Origin of the sequence: Fibrobacter sp. UWB16, from assembly GCF_900215325.1 — a bacterium.
In the GTDB taxonomy this organism is placed as follows: Bacteria; Fibrobacterota; Fibrobacteria; order Fibrobacterales; family Fibrobacteraceae; genus Fibrobacter.
In genome coordinates, this window is sequence record NZ_OCMS01000001.1 from 671,425 (window position 1) to 686,189 (window position 14,765).

The following is a 14,765-nucleotide window of genomic DNA, read 5'->3' on the forward strand; positions in this document are numbered from 1 at the left end:
ATTTTAAAATTAAAGAGGAAATATGTTATCCATCAAGAACCTTAAAGCAAGTATCGAAGACGGCACCCAAATCCTGAAAGGGATCAATCTCGAGGTCAAGCCGGGAGAAGTCCACGCCATCATGGGCCCGAATGGCTCCGGCAAAAGCACGCTCTCCAAAGTGATTGCAGGTCACCCCGCTTACCATGTCGATGGCGGTTCCGTAGAACTGGACGGCAAGAACTTGCTCGAAATGGAAATCAACGAACGCGCCAATTCCGGCCTCTTTATCAGCACGCAGTACCCGACCGAAATTCCGGGCGTGAACAACGTGGAATTCTTGAAGATGGCGCTCAACAGCAAGCGCGCCTTCCTCGGCCAGCCCGAAATGAGCGACGAAGACTTCAAAAAGCTCTGCGAAGAAAAGATGAACTTGCTCGAAATGGACGAACGTTATCGTGAACGCGGCGTGAACGACGGCATGAGCGGTGGCGAAAAGAAGCGTAACGAAATCCTCCAGATGGCAATTCTCGATCCGAAGGTAAGCTTCCTCGACGAAACGGACTCCGGTCTCGACATTGACGCCCTCCGCATCGTGGCAAACGGCATCAACCACATTATGTCGCCCGAAAAGGCCGTGATTCTCGTGACGCATTACCAGCGCTTGCTGGACTACATCAAGCCCACTTACGTTCACGTGCTCCGTCACGGCAAAATCATCTTGAGCGGAGGCCCGGAACTCGCCCTCAAGCTCGAAGATCAAGGCTACGACTGGATCGAAGAAGCCAAGTAACCGCGAGGACGCATAATGAACGCTGAATTTATACAGAACTTGCCCACCGCGGAACAGGCGATAGCACGCCTCCGCGAACTCGGCATGCCCAAGCGCAATAACGAACTTTGGTCGTTCTTCCCGGTTGCCAAAATTCCGACTCCGGAATTCATGGGCACGAATTTTGCGGCAGCCCCAATGACTTCCCCGGCAGCAACCCCGGCCAACCAAGAAACCGACTTTGCGGCCCTTCTCCCGATTGCAAACAACGCCCGCCCCATGGTTCGCGAAATCGTGAACGGCGCCGCCGAAATGGCCATGCTCAAGTGCAACAACGACTTCGGGCATACCGTCCTCGACATCGGCAAAGGCGCCAAAGTGAGCCTCGAAATTCTCGACAACAAGGTCGCTCACGATATCGCTGCAGAACGCTTTGACATCAACGTTGGCGAAAATGCAGACGTCGAAATCTTCTTTGCAAATCCGGCTTGCGATTTGCCGCTCCGCTTTAGGCACTTCAACATCAACCAGGCCGCAGGCGCCAACGTCCGCTTTTCGAGCATCTGCAAGGATACAGCGATTGGCCGCGTGAGCGTCGAATGCCACCTCAAAGGTGAAGGCGCCAACTTCGATTACCGCAGCCTCCACGTTCTCGATGGCGAAGCCTCGCAGCACAGCCGCCTCACGATTTACCACGAAGCCCCGCGCACCACAAGCACACAGCTTGCCCGCAACTTGCTTTCTGGTTCTGCACGCGTGAGCTACGACGGAAGCGTCATCGTCGGTTACGACTGCACAGGCGTCAACTCGAGCCAGCTCGTGAATACAATCCTCTTGAGCGAAGATGCTAGCGTCTCCGTGAAGCCCGTCCTCAAGATTTATCACGATGACGTGGAATGCACGCACGGCAACACCGTCGGCGAACTGGATGCAGAACAGATGTTCTACCTCGTGAGCCGCGGCATCCCGAAAAAGGCAGCCCAGGAAATGCTCATGCGTTCGTTCGCGCAAGAGACTTTCCTACCGCTCCCCGACAGCCCCGCGAAAAAGCGACTGATGAGCAGTCTTTAGACGAGAGGGAGATTCCCGCTCCCCGGAACAAGTCTGGGGCAAGCTCAAGCGGGAATGACAAAGGAGCCGAACGATGCAGAAACATGCTTGCATGTTTCTATATCCGAGGCGAACAAGTCAGGCCACGAAGTGGAATGACAAAACGATAAAAAAGGCGGCTTCGGTCGCCTTCTTTTGTATAGACTTTTCCAGCCAAAGAAATATAAAATTTCATGACGAAAATATTACAAGCTAACAAAAATAATTTATATTTACACGCAAATTTAAAATAGGAGTACACATGCACGCTTTTAAAATCGGTACAGTTCTTACCATTTTTTTAAGCTTTAGCCTTACATCTTGCTGGCTTACCAAAGGCAGTTCTAGTTCTGGCAAATGCAATTTTACAGAATCAGACAATGAATGGGTTTATCACACATCTAGTCATTACGACGACGGTTCCTACGAAGCCGATGTCAAAGTCACGGTAACGGATACTGGAGCCGTAGAACATTACATTTCGATAAAACGTGGCATGTCAGCTTATACAGGGTGCGATGGCATCATGCTAAATGTGATGGGTACTGAAGAAAATCCCAGAACTACAACTAACGATAAGTTCACAAGCACATCTTACTGCAAAAATAGTGAATACCATGCAGTATCTGATTATTACTACAGTTTCAAAGCCGAAGATAGCAAATACAAATCTCGCAAGCAATTGTTCGATAGCCACAAGGAATCTTGCAAAAACGCCGGTAGATCTCACAGTCTTTTTTAGTAGCATTCGCAAGCAAATTTCGTTATAACAAAAAATCCGCCGGACGTATCCGACGGATTTTTCCATTGCTGTGAGAACTCTCATTACCTTTCATTCCCGAAAGCGGCTTCAGCCGCGAATGAACTCAACAGCAATGGACCACACACCCCAAACATCCCAAACACCCTAATTTTTCCCTTCTTCCTTTTGTACCAGTGGGCTACCACCGGCACATTTATAAATGTATACGAGAAATCAAGGGCGCGCTAAAAATATTTTCAAAAGCAACATCCAAACAAGAAAGTTCCAAGTCGGAATATTTCTCAAGGGGGGCGCGGTGGCGGATACAAAAAAAATCCCGCGAAAAGCGGGAAATTTAAAGGTTTTACATGATGTTCACAAGGAACAATAGAGCGGAGCCGCTAAAGGCAACCACAAAATTTACGACGAATTCCTCAAAAGCAGTCCGCTTCGGGTCTTCATCAGTGTATTGATTTTCTTCCCAGTATCCCATTCTCATCTCGTAAACCGTAGGATTCTCCTACGAAGCTTAATTTAACTTTTTTTTTCAAAAATCAAAAGACTTTTTTAAAAAATTATTTACGATATTTCAGAAAATTTGAGCAAAGTCACCTAAAAAATCCGTACAAAGTTTACGCATTTCGTACGGAATTACTACTTACGTTCTTCAATCTTCTTGATGGGTTCGTCCATCATGCGTTCGGCAATGACTTCCGGAGTTTCTTCAGCCACAGCGGCGTTCGATTCTTCCGGCATCCACGGCTTGTCGAGGCTCTTTTCCCAAGACACGGTCGGAGCCTTCTGTTCTTCCTGGGAGGCATCCACAATCGGGAGGCCAAGGAGTTCACGGGCGCGGTTGAGGGCAGCATCAATGTTACCGAGAGCGTTTTCTTCGCCAAGCTGGGCAAGCACACCGGCACGGGTCAAAGCCACCACCGGCTGGGCATGCACACCACTCAAGAGGAGCTGCGTACCTTCGCTCTTGCAACGCTTGAGCAAGTCTTCAATCATGTTGATACCGGCAGCGTCAATGCTAGAGACGCTACGCATGCGCAAAATCAAAATCTTCGGCTTTTCGGAGATGCGATTCATCGTTTCCTTGAACTTGTCCACCGCACCAAAGAAGAGGGAACCGGCAAGTTCGTACACAAGCACACCCTTCGGTACCTGGCGGCCGAGAGTATTGCGGGCAGCTTCGTCATCGTCATCCTTCAAGGCAGAAGAAACAGCTTCGACTTCGGCCACATCGCTCATGCGCTTGATGAAAAGCACTGCAGCAAGGAGCACGCCCACTTCGATAGCGACCGTAAGGTCGATAATCACCGTGAGGAAGAAGGCGACAAGCATCACCGTCACGTCGCTCTTCGGAGCCTTGAACATCTTGATTACGCTGCGATAACCGCACATATTGAAAGCAACCTGGAAAAGCACTGCAGCAAGGGCTGCCATCGGGATCATTTCGGCATACTTGCCAAGCACGAGCATGATGAGCAAGAGAACGACTGCGTGGACTAGGCCAGAAATCGGGCTCACGGCACCGTTACGAATATTCGTCGCCGTACGGGCAATAGCACCCGTTGCCGGGATACCGCCAAAAATCGGACTCAAGATGTTAGCGACACCCTGACCGAAAAGTTCCGTGTTGGAGCGGTGCTTGGTACTCGTCATACCGTCAGCCACCACTGCAGAAAGGAGCGATTCAATAGCGCCGAGCATAGCAATCGTAAGTGCCGGCTGGAACACCTTTTGCATCATTTCGAGGCTGATATTCGGGAGGTGCGGCACCGGGAATCCGCTCGGAATGTGGTTCTTCATGCCAATCGTCACCACGCCGTGACCGTTCACCGGATCATCCCAGCCGAGGACCTTTACCATCACCGTCGCCACAATAATCGCAATGAGGGAGCCGGGAACCTTCGTGGTAATCTTCGGCCACAAGATGCAGACCGCGAGAGCGACAACGCCCACAATCACGGAATAGACGTTCATGGAACCGAAAGAAGAAACGTAAAGCTTGATTTTGCCCACGGCGTCAGCCGGGTCAGCGCCAGCAAAAGTAAGGCCGAAGAAGTTCGGCACCTGGCCAAGCGCAATAATAATAGCGATACCCGCCGTAAATCCGACCGTCACCGGATACGGGATGAACTTGATAATCGCACCGAACTTTGCAAGACCGAAAATGACGAGGAAGATACCGGCCAAAAGTGTCGCCGAGGCAAGGCCATCGTAACCATACTGGCTTACAATGCCGTAGACAATCACGATGAATGCGCCCGTGGGGCCGCCAATCTGGAAGCGGGAACCGCCCAACAGCGAGATGATGAAGCCCGCGATAATGGCGGTGTAAAGGCCCTGTTCCGGACCCACGCCAGAAGCGATAGCAAACGCAATCGCCAAGGGGAGAGCCAAAATGCCGACAATCAAGCCCGACATCAAGTCGCTAGTGAAATCCTTGCGAGTGTAGCCGCGCTTGATGCTACGAACGATTTCCGGGGTGATTGTCGAAACGACGCCTGTCAAATACTGCTTGACGGATTCCTTGGCGTGAATATCAGACATTGAAGGTCTCCATATTAAATTCGAGACCCAAATTTAGGAATTTACCCCAATTTCGTTAAGGGGGGTAAGATTTTTTTATAAAATATATTTTACAGCAATCCCTTCTTTGCAGAGCGCATCAGGTTCTTGACTTGCTTTTTGTCCATCGCAGGCACGTTTGCGTCCTCGAAGCGCTTGGAGCGCGGGGCACAATCTTCGCAGAGGTGCTTCACCACCGTCCCAAAACTTGCGGCGCCGTCGGACATGGACATTTCACGGGTGCGGTAAGAGCGCAGCAAGGCTTCCTTGTGGCACTTGTCGCAGATGCCCATCTTGGGGGCGGCAGGTTCGCGGGGAGAATTGCGCTTCAGCTTGTCCTTTTCGGAATCAATGGAGAACGCACGGCTCATGGCCGCATTTTTACTAGCAAAACGATTGTCAAAAAGACCCATAATTACATCTCCTTTAAATCTTCTACAAGTTTATCCTGCAAATATAGCGCTAAAAGCATGCAGCAAAGCGACGTGGCAGAGCCGTCTTCCATAAAGAGGGAGCGCCCGAATTTGCCACGTTCCATCTGTTTTTCCTTGAACGTCTCTGCAAATTCAGCAAAATCGAGGAGTGTTACGCGCGGGGCGTTCGCCACACAGACTTCGCGAATCATAGTATTTAAATATTCCACCTCGCTTACCGCAATCGGGAACATTTCCGGGGGAATCGTGAGCAAAAAAAGTCGCGACTGCGTCTTGTTCACGAGTTCGTTCACGAGCGTTTCGTAAAGCGAGGCTATTGAGGCGCCATCGGTACCACCGTGGTTCAGTTCACGCAGCCCAAGCCCCATGATAATGCGGCCGGCATTTTTGCCAATGACATCGGAAGAAAGACGCGCTTTGATTTGCGATAACGAGACCACAACAGGTACATTTACGGAAAACTGTATAGGTCGGCTAGGTTCCCGGCACAGCACGGCTTCCACAAAACGGTTCGCCGCTTCGCCCTTTGGCCCAAATAATTCATCGCCTATAACTAATACTCTGTTTTCCACATAAACAATCTATACTTTAGAATCCGATTTGACCACCGAGATTTCCCAATAATTGCCTTTTTTTTCGCGTGAAAGCACTTTATGGCCGTCAGCAATGAGCGATCCGGGCACATTTTCGATCGGGGAACCTTCATCGAGCCAGATTTTGAGCGTTCGACCCGCCGGATAACCGGACATGACGATTCGCGAACGAACAGAATTGAGGGGGCATTTTACGCCACGGAGGTCCAAAAGGGAGGGAATTTCGCCCTGGAGGGCGGCTGGTAATGGCAAAACTTTCACTTTTTCACAGAAATCGGCAATTTCGTCGGTGTATTTTTCGGGATTTTCAGCCCATTCCCCCACCGGAAACTCCGAAAGTCCGCAACATACTATTTTAGATAGAGCTTCTTCGGGGGTCAAAAGCGCAGAAGTTCCACGGCGGATCCATTCCACACATGCATACATTAATAATTTACGTAAAGATTCTGTAAAACCTGCGGTTTCGCGGTTCGCTTCAATCCAGCGAGCGATTGGAGATGTTAAATTTTTCTTGCGTTCATCTGCCATTTTTTGCATATTTCGCCATTGTAAAAAAGTCTAATCATACCTATGTAAAAATACACATTCCAAAGCAAAAAATGGGCCAAAATTCCTGAAAAATGTAGCAAAGGTCACATTGCGTTTCTATATTTGGCCCCAAGCATTCAATAAATGCAAAGGTTACAGTAGAATGAGTACTATACTACTATACGCAATGTTCGTCGTCTACGTTATCGCAGGCGTGGGATTGGTGATTTACGGGTTCAGTTGCTACTATAGCATCTACCTGTTCCTCAAGAACAGCCGCAAGACGCGACTTTCAGACCGCAAAGCGATCTTGAAGTACTACCGCGAACATTCGCTCGCAGACCTCCCGCAGGTCACGACCCAGCTCCCGGTTTTTAACGAAGCCAACTGCGTTGAACGTCTCCTCGAAGCCGTCTGCGCCATCGACTACCCCAAGGACAAGCACGAAATCCAGGTCTTGGACGACTCCACGGACGAGTGCTACGAAGTCACCAAGAAGAAAGTTGCTGAACTCGCCGCCCGCGGTTATGACATCAAGCTCATCCACCGCACGAACCGCAAGGACTTCAAGGCTGGCGCTCTCAAGGAAGGCATGGCTGTTGCAAAGGGTGAATTCCTCGCCATCTTCGATGCCGACTTCGTTCCTGAAAAAGACTTCCTCCTGAAGACCGTTCCGTACTTGGTCATGGATCCGCAGGTCGGCCTTGTCCAAGGTCGCTGGGGTCACTTGAACCGCACCGAATCCGGTCTTACGCTCGCCCAGTCTATCGGTATCGACGGCCACTTCGTGGTGGAACAGTCCGCACGTAGCTGGGGCAAGCTCTTTATGAACTTCAACGGTACCGCAGGCGTATGGCGCAAGGACGCTATTTACGGTGGTGGCGGCTGGGAAGGCGATACGCTGACCGAAGACATGGACCTTTCTTACCGTTCCCAGCTTGCTGGTTGGAAGATGAAGTTTGTGTTCGACGTGATTGTTCCGGCTGAACTCCCGAACGACATCAACGCTTTCAAGGCTCAGCAGTTCCGTTGGGCAAAGGGTTCCATCCAGACCGCTATCAAGATTTTGCCGAAGGTTTTGCGCTCCAAGGTTCCGCTCCGCGTGAAGATTGGCGCCATCCTCCACACGACGCACTACTCGATCCACCCCTGCATGTTGTTCACCGCACTCTGCGCTTGGCCGTTGCTCGCGTTCTTTGAACCGGTCGGGCACCTCCCCACTTGGGCATACACGGTTGGTTTCGCATTCATCTTCCTCGCCGCAATCGCTCCTTCTGTTCTTTACTTTGTCGCCCAGCGTTGCTCCGGCTACACCGGTTGGAAAATCCGCTTGCTCTCGCTCCCCATCTTGATGGCCCTCGGCGTTGGCATCGCAGTCAGCAACTCCCGCGCAGTGTTCGCCGCAGTTCTCGGTACAAAGGGCAGCTTCGTCCGTACCCCGAAGAGCGGTGGTGCAAAGAAGAAGGCCAAGAGCCATTATGCACAAAAGTTCCCGTGGATGGCACTTATCGAACTCCTCGTCGGCGTCTACTGCATTTTCGGTTTGCTCGAATACATCAACGCCAGCAAGTACATCATCGGACCGTTCCTTGCCCTTTATGCAATCGGCTTCCTCTCTGTGAGTGTGCTTAGCTTTATGCATTACATCAGCAACATCTTCGAAGTTCGCAAAGCCATCAAGTGCTCCGAATGCGTCGAAGAACAGGCTACAAACTAAGTTATAGCTCAGCAAGATGCGGCGAGATTCGCCAAACGCAATTCAAGAAGCTCCGCAAGCGCGGGGCTTTTTTTGTTGCTCGAGAATGCTGCGGGAGCAAGACAAGAGTCGCGCCATTCACAGTCATGCCGAGTTCGAAGAACGAGGCATCCAGTTATTTCTAGTAGCGCAATCGGATGAATTCGCGGAAAGTCGGAAATTCGCGAGATTCGCCCGAGGTAGTGTCGCAAGTCGGGAGGCCACGCACAAAGCGGGTGCGGCAACGGAGTTCTTTGACTTTTTCCGAGACGAACTGTTCGTAATGGAGGCTTGTTTCGAGAACGCCGTGATGGAACATCGAATAGACGTTCAATGAGACGGTTGTAAGGATCGCGGCAACCGTTATGGCGATAAGCATTTCCAAGAGAGTAAAGCCGTGACGAGAAGTTTTAGGCTCAGCTAGATTCATTTGCAAATAAGAATGCCTCCGAACCTCATCGACAACGCACCAAGCGTCTGAGAGAATAATGTTCACTCGCAACAACAGCCCACGCCAAATGCGGATTACCAGGAACACGAGTGAGGCGAATCGAGACTGACGACGAATCTGGAGAACGCTCGCCAGTCAGAGAGTCCGCACAATTCGGGCGACTCACAATCAACGATTCCATTGAAGATAGCACATCATAGAACTCATCCAAGCGCATCCGCTCGTCAGCCACTTCGCGATTGAAAAAGTTCCAACCGTCAAGGAGCGCCGTTGTTCCAACGAGAAAAATTGCGAGCGCCACACAAACCTCGGGCAACGTAAATCCAAGTCTAGAGTTTGCAGCAAGAGCAACACAAGATACCCTAGATACTTCACTTCGTTCAGTATGACGAGAGTGTATCACAAGCGCCTCCGGTAAAACACAACATTGCGAGTGTCCATACAAAATGGCAAAAGCACCTGAGTTGAATCGAGAAGTTTTGCCGAAGAATCTCGCTCAACAATTCCAGACGGCGCAATCGCCAAGCCTTCAAACACAGACTTTTCAAGGAGCGACAAGCGGTTCTCGCGATAGCCTACCGCAAGTGCCACGCTCGGAAATTTCATTTGTGCACGGTCAGAAATTTCAATATTCTGTTTCGAGAGGAGCGAACCCGCAAGCGAAACATTTCCCGAGACAGTCACGCTAGCAAGCCCAAAGATTTCAGCAAAGTCAGCGGCTACATTTCCTTGAACGCTCACAGAACCGGTTGCATAAATTCGAAGTGTATCAAAGTGGACGTTACCGCGAATCTTGACATCGCCCTCGACATTTGCCATAAAAGAACGAATTGACTTGCGCGAACTTTGCGAATTTTCAAAAGCACGGGATTCACCAAGGTCTAACGTCAAATCGCCAGCGCTCACATTTATCGTCATCGTACGTTCTGCAGATAGCCCATCCGAAGAATCCAGCTTAAAAAAGCGACGATTCCCCGACAAGTTTTTCAAGCCATCCGAATGCAAAATGCGTTCATGCAAATTCTGCTCCAGCACCACGGCGCAACGCGCCCATTCCGAAGTCGAGAATCGCCCGTATTCACTCCCCAGCATGAACTGGAATTTATCAAGAACACTCCATTCGGTCCATGGCCCAAGAATCCGAGATCCGACAATCGGAAGCTCCGCAAAATAGCCGTCAGGAAAGCCATTCAGTTTCGCGAGCACCGCAGATTCTGCAAGGTACATTTCTTGAGTTTCTTTTGCAACAAGCGATACATTTCGGCGAAGCGCCCCCGGCATGCGGAGCATTGATGTCACGAGAATCGAAAGCACAAGCAGCAGTCCCAACACAAGCGGAAGAACGTTACCGCATTTTGAGCGCATAACGAACCTCCTTACGACCACAACGCATCACAACATCGTTCATTCCAATTTGCTTCACGCGGTATCGAGAAAGCGAATCACCGACTGAGAGCGTTTTCGTTTCACCTGCGGATGTTTTCACAAGCGCCACTCGCCCGCCCACAATTCCAAGCAAACTGAATTCCGACGAATCACAGGTTCCTCGTGAAGCTCGCCAACTTCTAGATGCGACACCGTCCACAAAACCCGCACATCCGAGAGTCCATTTTGCAGGGAGCAAATCGCGATGCCCTTCCGCCCACGCAAGCATTTCCAAATCGCGTGCGGCAGGCTGACTTAATTCTACAGGCGCAGCATCAATAAACAAATTGAACTTTTCATCGTCAAAAAATTTTGCATATAACAAATTCAAAGAACCGCCATACATTGCCAAAACACACGCACAAAAAGCAAACAATGCCACAGCGCCCATCGTCCAGCGCCTACGTTCACAAGGTTTCATTGAATCACACGCGTCTAAATCCTTGCCACACCAAAACGGATCGCGTGCAGCCACTTGAAAGAGATCTTTCACATGCAGCGATTCCTCGACAGTCCCAACTTTCTCACAGCAAACAACAAACTCCCCCACGTCATTCATTTTCGCAAACAGTTCATCGGCTTTCAAGAATTCCTTAAAGCGCGCTACACGTTCCCGACAAGCGTCATCAAACGTTTCTCCGTAGCCGTATTCTTCTGACCAATGACATAAACGACCTTCCATAAAAACGAGGATGTACACGCAATGTTCGCAAAGCGCGACAAACAACAAATTTCCATTATCCGCAACCTCCGCACATTCGCAGCCACACTCCGCGCACGCTTCATCATACTTCAAGCAATTCTCACCATCCCATTCGCCTCGCAATATTTTGTCAGCAATTGCATACAACGCAATTTGTTTTGGCAAGCAACAGTCAAACGTTTTTCGGTAATTTTCCAAAGGTTCATCCGCTACCGCCACGAGATAGCGATGCTTGCGTCCATCCGACGCATTGAACGAAACTAGCGGCCAAAAGAAAACCGCGCACTCGCCATCTGCAAAACCGGCATTAAATACATCTCTAAAATCTTCGTCAAATCGCTTGCGCAATTCCGTTTCCGTGAGAGTCCCGTCAAAAGACGTCGTTACCTCCCACGTCATCATCCGCGCTGTAACAGGCGAGATTCGCTTTTTCCAATACAAAAATTTACCCTCCATTTTTTTATTTCGTTTACTAGACTTCACTGGATGGGGCTAAAGCCCCAACTCTTTGGCTCGGTTATAAAAATGAGTAAACTCATTTTTGCAACACTCGCCTTCTGAGTTGTCTTCCCCTTTCAGGGTCAGGATGACGAAGAAAAAAAACATTTATCGTTTAACTTCAACTGTTGGCGTAATGAAAATCGCGAGTTCACTTTCGTCCTCTTCTTCGGAGGTGTAACTGAATAACCGCCCAAGAATCGGAATACTCCCCAAGAACGGCACCGCCTGCCGCACCTCCGTCTTGTTCTTGCGAATAAGCCCACCCAAGCACAAAGTTTCGCCATCACGCAACACCACAGTTGTCTTCATGTTCCGAGAACTGATGTCTCGCGGCCCATCGCCAGTGCTCCTGCCCGCCGTCTTGATTTCTGGAGACACAGACAACGTTATCAAACCGTCTTGCGTCATCGTTGGAGTGAGTTCCAATGAAATACCATCGTTAAACGAGCGGTAATCCGTAATCGGGTACCCATCCGCAGAAACTTGACTGACAAGATAATAGACCGTATTCGTCACGTTGAGTTCCGACTTATTGCCGTTCAGCGTTGTCACGCGTGGGCGCGCAAGAACCTTCGCCTCATTGTTCTCTTCCATCGACGAAAGCTCCAGCTCAAAGCGATCCGGCAAGATTCCAATTTTTCCGAACGCCCCCGATTTGGAAATATCCTTGCCCAAGAAATCAAAGAATCCGCGCGCCTGAATATCGCGCTCTCCCACATTTCGCGTTGCCCCACTCCGCACACCAATCGCAAAACCACGTCCCTTGCGAAACTCCACAATCACACACGCAAGCGTCACCTGCATTTGGGGCACATCGACCATTTTCAAGAGCTCCGCAGCACGCGCAATCGCTCGCGGCGAACCTCCAAGCACCAGTGAATTCTGCTCGCGATATTCCGAAACATTCAGTTCCGATCCTTTCATAAACTTCGAAAGCTGCGCCATAGCCTTCTCAGGCGACACATGCTTTAGCGGGAATACCTGTACATCGGCAAGCGCTTTCGCCCCTTCTTCCGAGACCCAAAGCGACGACGAATCTAGCCGAAACGTGAACGCACTTCCGCGAAAAAGTGACGCTAAAAGTTCCGGCAACGAAACATCCTTGAACGACATCTGCACTATTTCATTCAAATCGCCATAAACCGCCAAATTGAGCCCCGCTTCTTCAGCAATTGCCTTAAGCACCGATTTGAGCGAAGCCGACTGCAAATCCACCGAATAAAGGTCTCCCGCACGTTCCACAGAAACTTCCGCGCCATCCGGCGAACCGTTCAGAGCTTTCCCGCCGTCCCCCGCTTTTGCACGAGAAACCCGCAAACACCCGCGCTTCCCGCGTACCTTAAACCCGTTAGATTCCATCAGCACGCGAAACGCCATTTCCGGAACCATTCCCCTCAGATTTCCACTCACCACACCATCCACGTCGTAATCCGCAAGCACATTCACGCCCGTGTTCAGCCCAAATTCCTTCACAAACTCGCGCACGTTCATGTTTTGGACATCAACGACTACGCCTGAATCCGTGAGTGCAATCGAACCATTTTGCACGCGCGAACGCCGAATATGGTACACACGCCCCTCCAGCACCACATCTAGCCCATGCGCCGCGCAAAGCGAAGTCAGCCCCTCGAAAAGACTCACCCCCTCCAAGTGAAACGTCACGCGCACATCGCCAACATCATCCGTCAAAATCGACGTTCCATACGCAAGCGAAAGCGTCCGCGCCACCTCCGAGAGCGCGACATCCGCAAAATCAAGCATAACCGCCCCCGGCGAAGTCCGAACAGACTTCGGCTTTTCAACCGAACGCGCTCCCGCCACCGACGAAGACAACAACAATGTCAAAAGGGAAATTCCCAAGATCCTTAGAAGCACACGATTCTCCTAAAATGCGCATGCCCGCTTTTTCAATGCGAACGCTCTTTGGCGCTACAATTGCGGCCCCTGCCCGGGATAATATTAAGGATCTAAGAAATGATATAATAAGTTGCGGAGTCAATGTACAAAATTGCGAACGCAAAAGCAAGGCGGAGGCCTTTAGTCATTGGTCATTAGTTATTGATTTATAATCTAAGAACCATTGACCAAAAACCAACAACCAAATAAATTTTCGGAACTTTTATCCCCACTGAGGCGAATTACCTCGTTTTTTCATGGGTTTTAAGACCAGCAAAAAGGACTTTTCGAACAAAAACATCGAAATTTACGCAATTTCGCCACATTTCCAAAATTGGCACGGTTCTTGCTAAATACAGGGTGGAAACAAAAAATCCACCCACAATCATAGGAAAAATCATGAAAACAAAATTCATTGCAATCCTCACAATCTCTACGCTTGCCTTTTTTGCCAATGCATCTGCCAAGAGCGATGCCTCTGACATGAAGAGCGTCAAGGCCGAAATTACCGCTGAAATTTCAGCAGAAGTCCAATCCGAAGTTGTCGACAAGGCAGACTTCAAGAAGATGCGCGAAGAAAGCAAGGAAGCTCGCAAGGGTCTCCTCGACAAGATCAAGCTCGAAAAGGACGAAGCTAAGGTAGAAGCTCCGAAGCCGCCGAAGCCGGAAATCGAACCGCCGACCCCGAAGACGGAAGAAGAACTCCAGGCCGAACGCGAAGCTCACAAGGCTGAACTCGAAGCCAAGAAGGCCGAACGTGAAGCTAAGAAGGCTGAAGAAGAAGCAAAGCGTGCTGAACGTGAAGAAGCTTTGAAAGCTGAACGCGAAGCAAAGAAGGCCGAAATGGAAGCAAAGCGCGCCGAAGAAGAAGCTAAGCGTGCTGAACGCGAAGAAGCCCGCAAGGCCGAACGCGAAGCCAAGAAGGCCGAAATGGAAGCAAAGCGTGCTGAACTCGAAGCACAGCGCGCAGAACGCGAAGAAGCTTTGAAGGCTGAACGCGAAGCTCGCAAGGCTGAAATGGAAGCAAAGCGTGCTGAACTTGAAGCACAGCGCGCAGAACGCGAAGAAGCTTTGAAGGCCGAACGCGAAGCTAAGAAGGCCGAAATGGAAGCCAAGCGTGCTGAACTCGAAGCTCAGCGTGCAGAACGCGAAGAAGCTTTGAAGGCTGAACGTGAAGCTCGCAAGGCTGAAATGGAAGCTAAAAAGGCTGAACGCGAAGCACAGAAAGCAGAACGCGAAGCTTTGAAGGCTGAAAAAGAAACTGTAAAAGAAGAAAAGACCGTAGCACAGGTTGAATAAGGACTTTCCTCCTAAAAATCTGGGCGACGGGAGCATCCGTC

General features: G+C 50.2%; 15 protein-coding genes. 5 read left to right on the forward strand and 10 right to left on the reverse strand.

Features of this window, described 5'->3' with window-relative positions; translation table 11 throughout:
- Nucleotides 1-22 precede the first annotated feature (22 nt).
- The 3 genes from sufC to CRN95_RS02820 all read left to right on the forward strand — a co-directional run bounded on the left by sufC (nt 23) and on the right by CRN95_RS02820 (nt 2,582).
- Nucleotides 23-772, forward strand: coding sequence for a Fe-S cluster assembly ATPase SufC (gene sufC / locus CRN95_RS02810; protein ID WP_072826759.1), 750 nt, complete (start codon nt 23-25; stop codon nt 770-772).
- Between the two features lie 15 nt (nt 773-787).
- Nucleotides 788-1,822: a SufD family Fe-S cluster assembly protein gene (locus CRN95_RS02815; protein WP_097020031.1), complete on the forward strand. Its 1,035-nt coding sequence runs from the start codon at nt 788-790 to the stop codon at nt 1,820-1,822.
- Between the two features lie 280 nt (nt 1,823-2,102).
- On the forward strand, nt 2,103-2,582 hold the full coding sequence (locus tag CRN95_RS02820; protein WP_097020032.1) for a hypothetical protein: 480 nt from the start codon (nt 2,103-2,105) through the stop codon (nt 2,580-2,582).
- A 364-nt stretch (nt 2,583-2,946) separates the two neighbouring features.
- Here CRN95_RS02820 and CRN95_RS15060 read toward each other — a convergent pair whose 3' ends face one another.
- From CRN95_RS15060 to CRN95_RS02840, 5 genes are all read right to left on the reverse strand, one after another.
- A complete protein-coding gene (locus CRN95_RS15060; protein WP_012820371.1) occupies nt 2,947-3,075 on the reverse strand; it encodes a hypothetical protein in 129 nt (42 codons plus the stop codon).
- Nucleotides 3,076-3,236: 161 nt separating this feature from the next.
- Nucleotides 3,237-5,141, reverse strand: a complete 1,905-nt coding sequence (locus CRN95_RS02825; RefSeq protein ID WP_088660462.1) for a SulP family inorganic anion transporter — start codon at nt 5,139-5,141, stop codon at nt 3,237-3,239.
- Nucleotides 5,142-5,230: 89 nt separating this feature from the next.
- A complete protein-coding gene (locus CRN95_RS02830) occupies nt 5,231-5,572 on the reverse strand; it encodes a hypothetical protein (RefSeq protein ID WP_097020033.1) in 342 nt (113 codons plus the stop codon).
- 2 nt (nt 5,573-5,574) lie between these two features.
- Nucleotides 5,575-6,165 carry a hypothetical protein gene (locus tag CRN95_RS02835; RefSeq protein WP_097020034.1) on the reverse strand — a complete coding sequence of 197 codons (591 nt, stop codon included), beginning with the start codon at nt 6,163-6,165 and terminating at the stop codon, nt 5,575-5,577.
- A gap of 9 nt (nt 6,166-6,174) precedes the next feature.
- Complete coding sequence (locus CRN95_RS02840) at nt 6,175-6,714, reverse strand: sulfurtransferase TusA family protein (RefSeq protein WP_235002832.1); 540 nt, start codon at nt 6,712-6,714, stop codon at nt 6,175-6,177.
- 187 nt (nt 6,715-6,901) lie between these two features.
- On the opposite strand from CRN95_RS02840, the gene CRN95_RS02845 reads away from it, so the two are divergent.
- Nucleotides 6,902-8,431 carry a glycosyltransferase gene (locus CRN95_RS02845; RefSeq protein WP_235002833.1) on the forward strand — a complete coding sequence of 510 codons (1,530 nt, stop codon included), beginning with the start codon at nt 6,902-6,904 and terminating at the stop codon, nt 8,429-8,431.
- 160 nt (nt 8,432-8,591) lie between these two features.
- Here CRN95_RS02845 and CRN95_RS02850 read toward each other — a convergent pair whose 3' ends face one another.
- The 5 genes from CRN95_RS02850 to CRN95_RS02870 form a co-directional block, all read right to left on the reverse strand.
- The gene (locus tag CRN95_RS02850) at nt 8,592-8,879 is read right to left on the reverse strand and encodes a prepilin-type N-terminal cleavage/methylation domain-containing protein (protein ID WP_097020036.1); all 288 of its coding nucleotides are present in this window, start codon (nt 8,877-8,879) and stop codon (nt 8,592-8,594) included.
- Nucleotides 8,880-8,904: 25 nt separating this feature from the next.
- The gene (locus tag CRN95_RS02855) at nt 8,905-9,303 is read right to left on the reverse strand and encodes a prepilin-type N-terminal cleavage/methylation domain-containing protein (RefSeq protein WP_159462261.1); all 399 of its coding nucleotides are present in this window, start codon (nt 9,301-9,303) and stop codon (nt 8,905-8,907) included.
- A complete protein-coding gene (locus CRN95_RS02860) occupies nt 9,300-10,265 on the reverse strand; it encodes a hypothetical protein (RefSeq protein ID WP_097020038.1) in 966 nt (321 codons plus the stop codon). The genes CRN95_RS02855 and CRN95_RS02860 overlap by 4 nt, the downstream gene beginning before the upstream one ends.
- Nucleotides 10,246-11,469, reverse strand: a complete 1,224-nt coding sequence (locus CRN95_RS02865; protein ID WP_235002834.1) for a hypothetical protein — start codon at nt 11,467-11,469, stop codon at nt 10,246-10,248. The genes CRN95_RS02860 and CRN95_RS02865 overlap by 20 nt, the downstream gene beginning before the upstream one ends.
- A 165-nt stretch (nt 11,470-11,634) precedes the next feature.
- The gene (locus CRN95_RS02870; protein WP_235002835.1) at nt 11,635-13,290 is read right to left on the reverse strand and encodes a type II secretion system protein GspD; all 1,656 of its coding nucleotides are present in this window, start codon (nt 13,288-13,290) and stop codon (nt 11,635-11,637) included.
- Nucleotides 13,291-13,824: 534 nt separating this feature from the next.
- On the opposite strand from CRN95_RS02870, the gene CRN95_RS02875 reads away from it, so the two are divergent.
- Nucleotides 13,825-14,724 (forward strand): hypothetical protein, encoded by a 900-nt coding sequence (locus tag CRN95_RS02875; protein ID WP_088629900.1) that lies wholly within the window; start codon nt 13,825-13,827, stop codon nt 14,722-14,724.
- Nucleotides 14,725-14,765 lie beyond the last annotated feature (41 nt).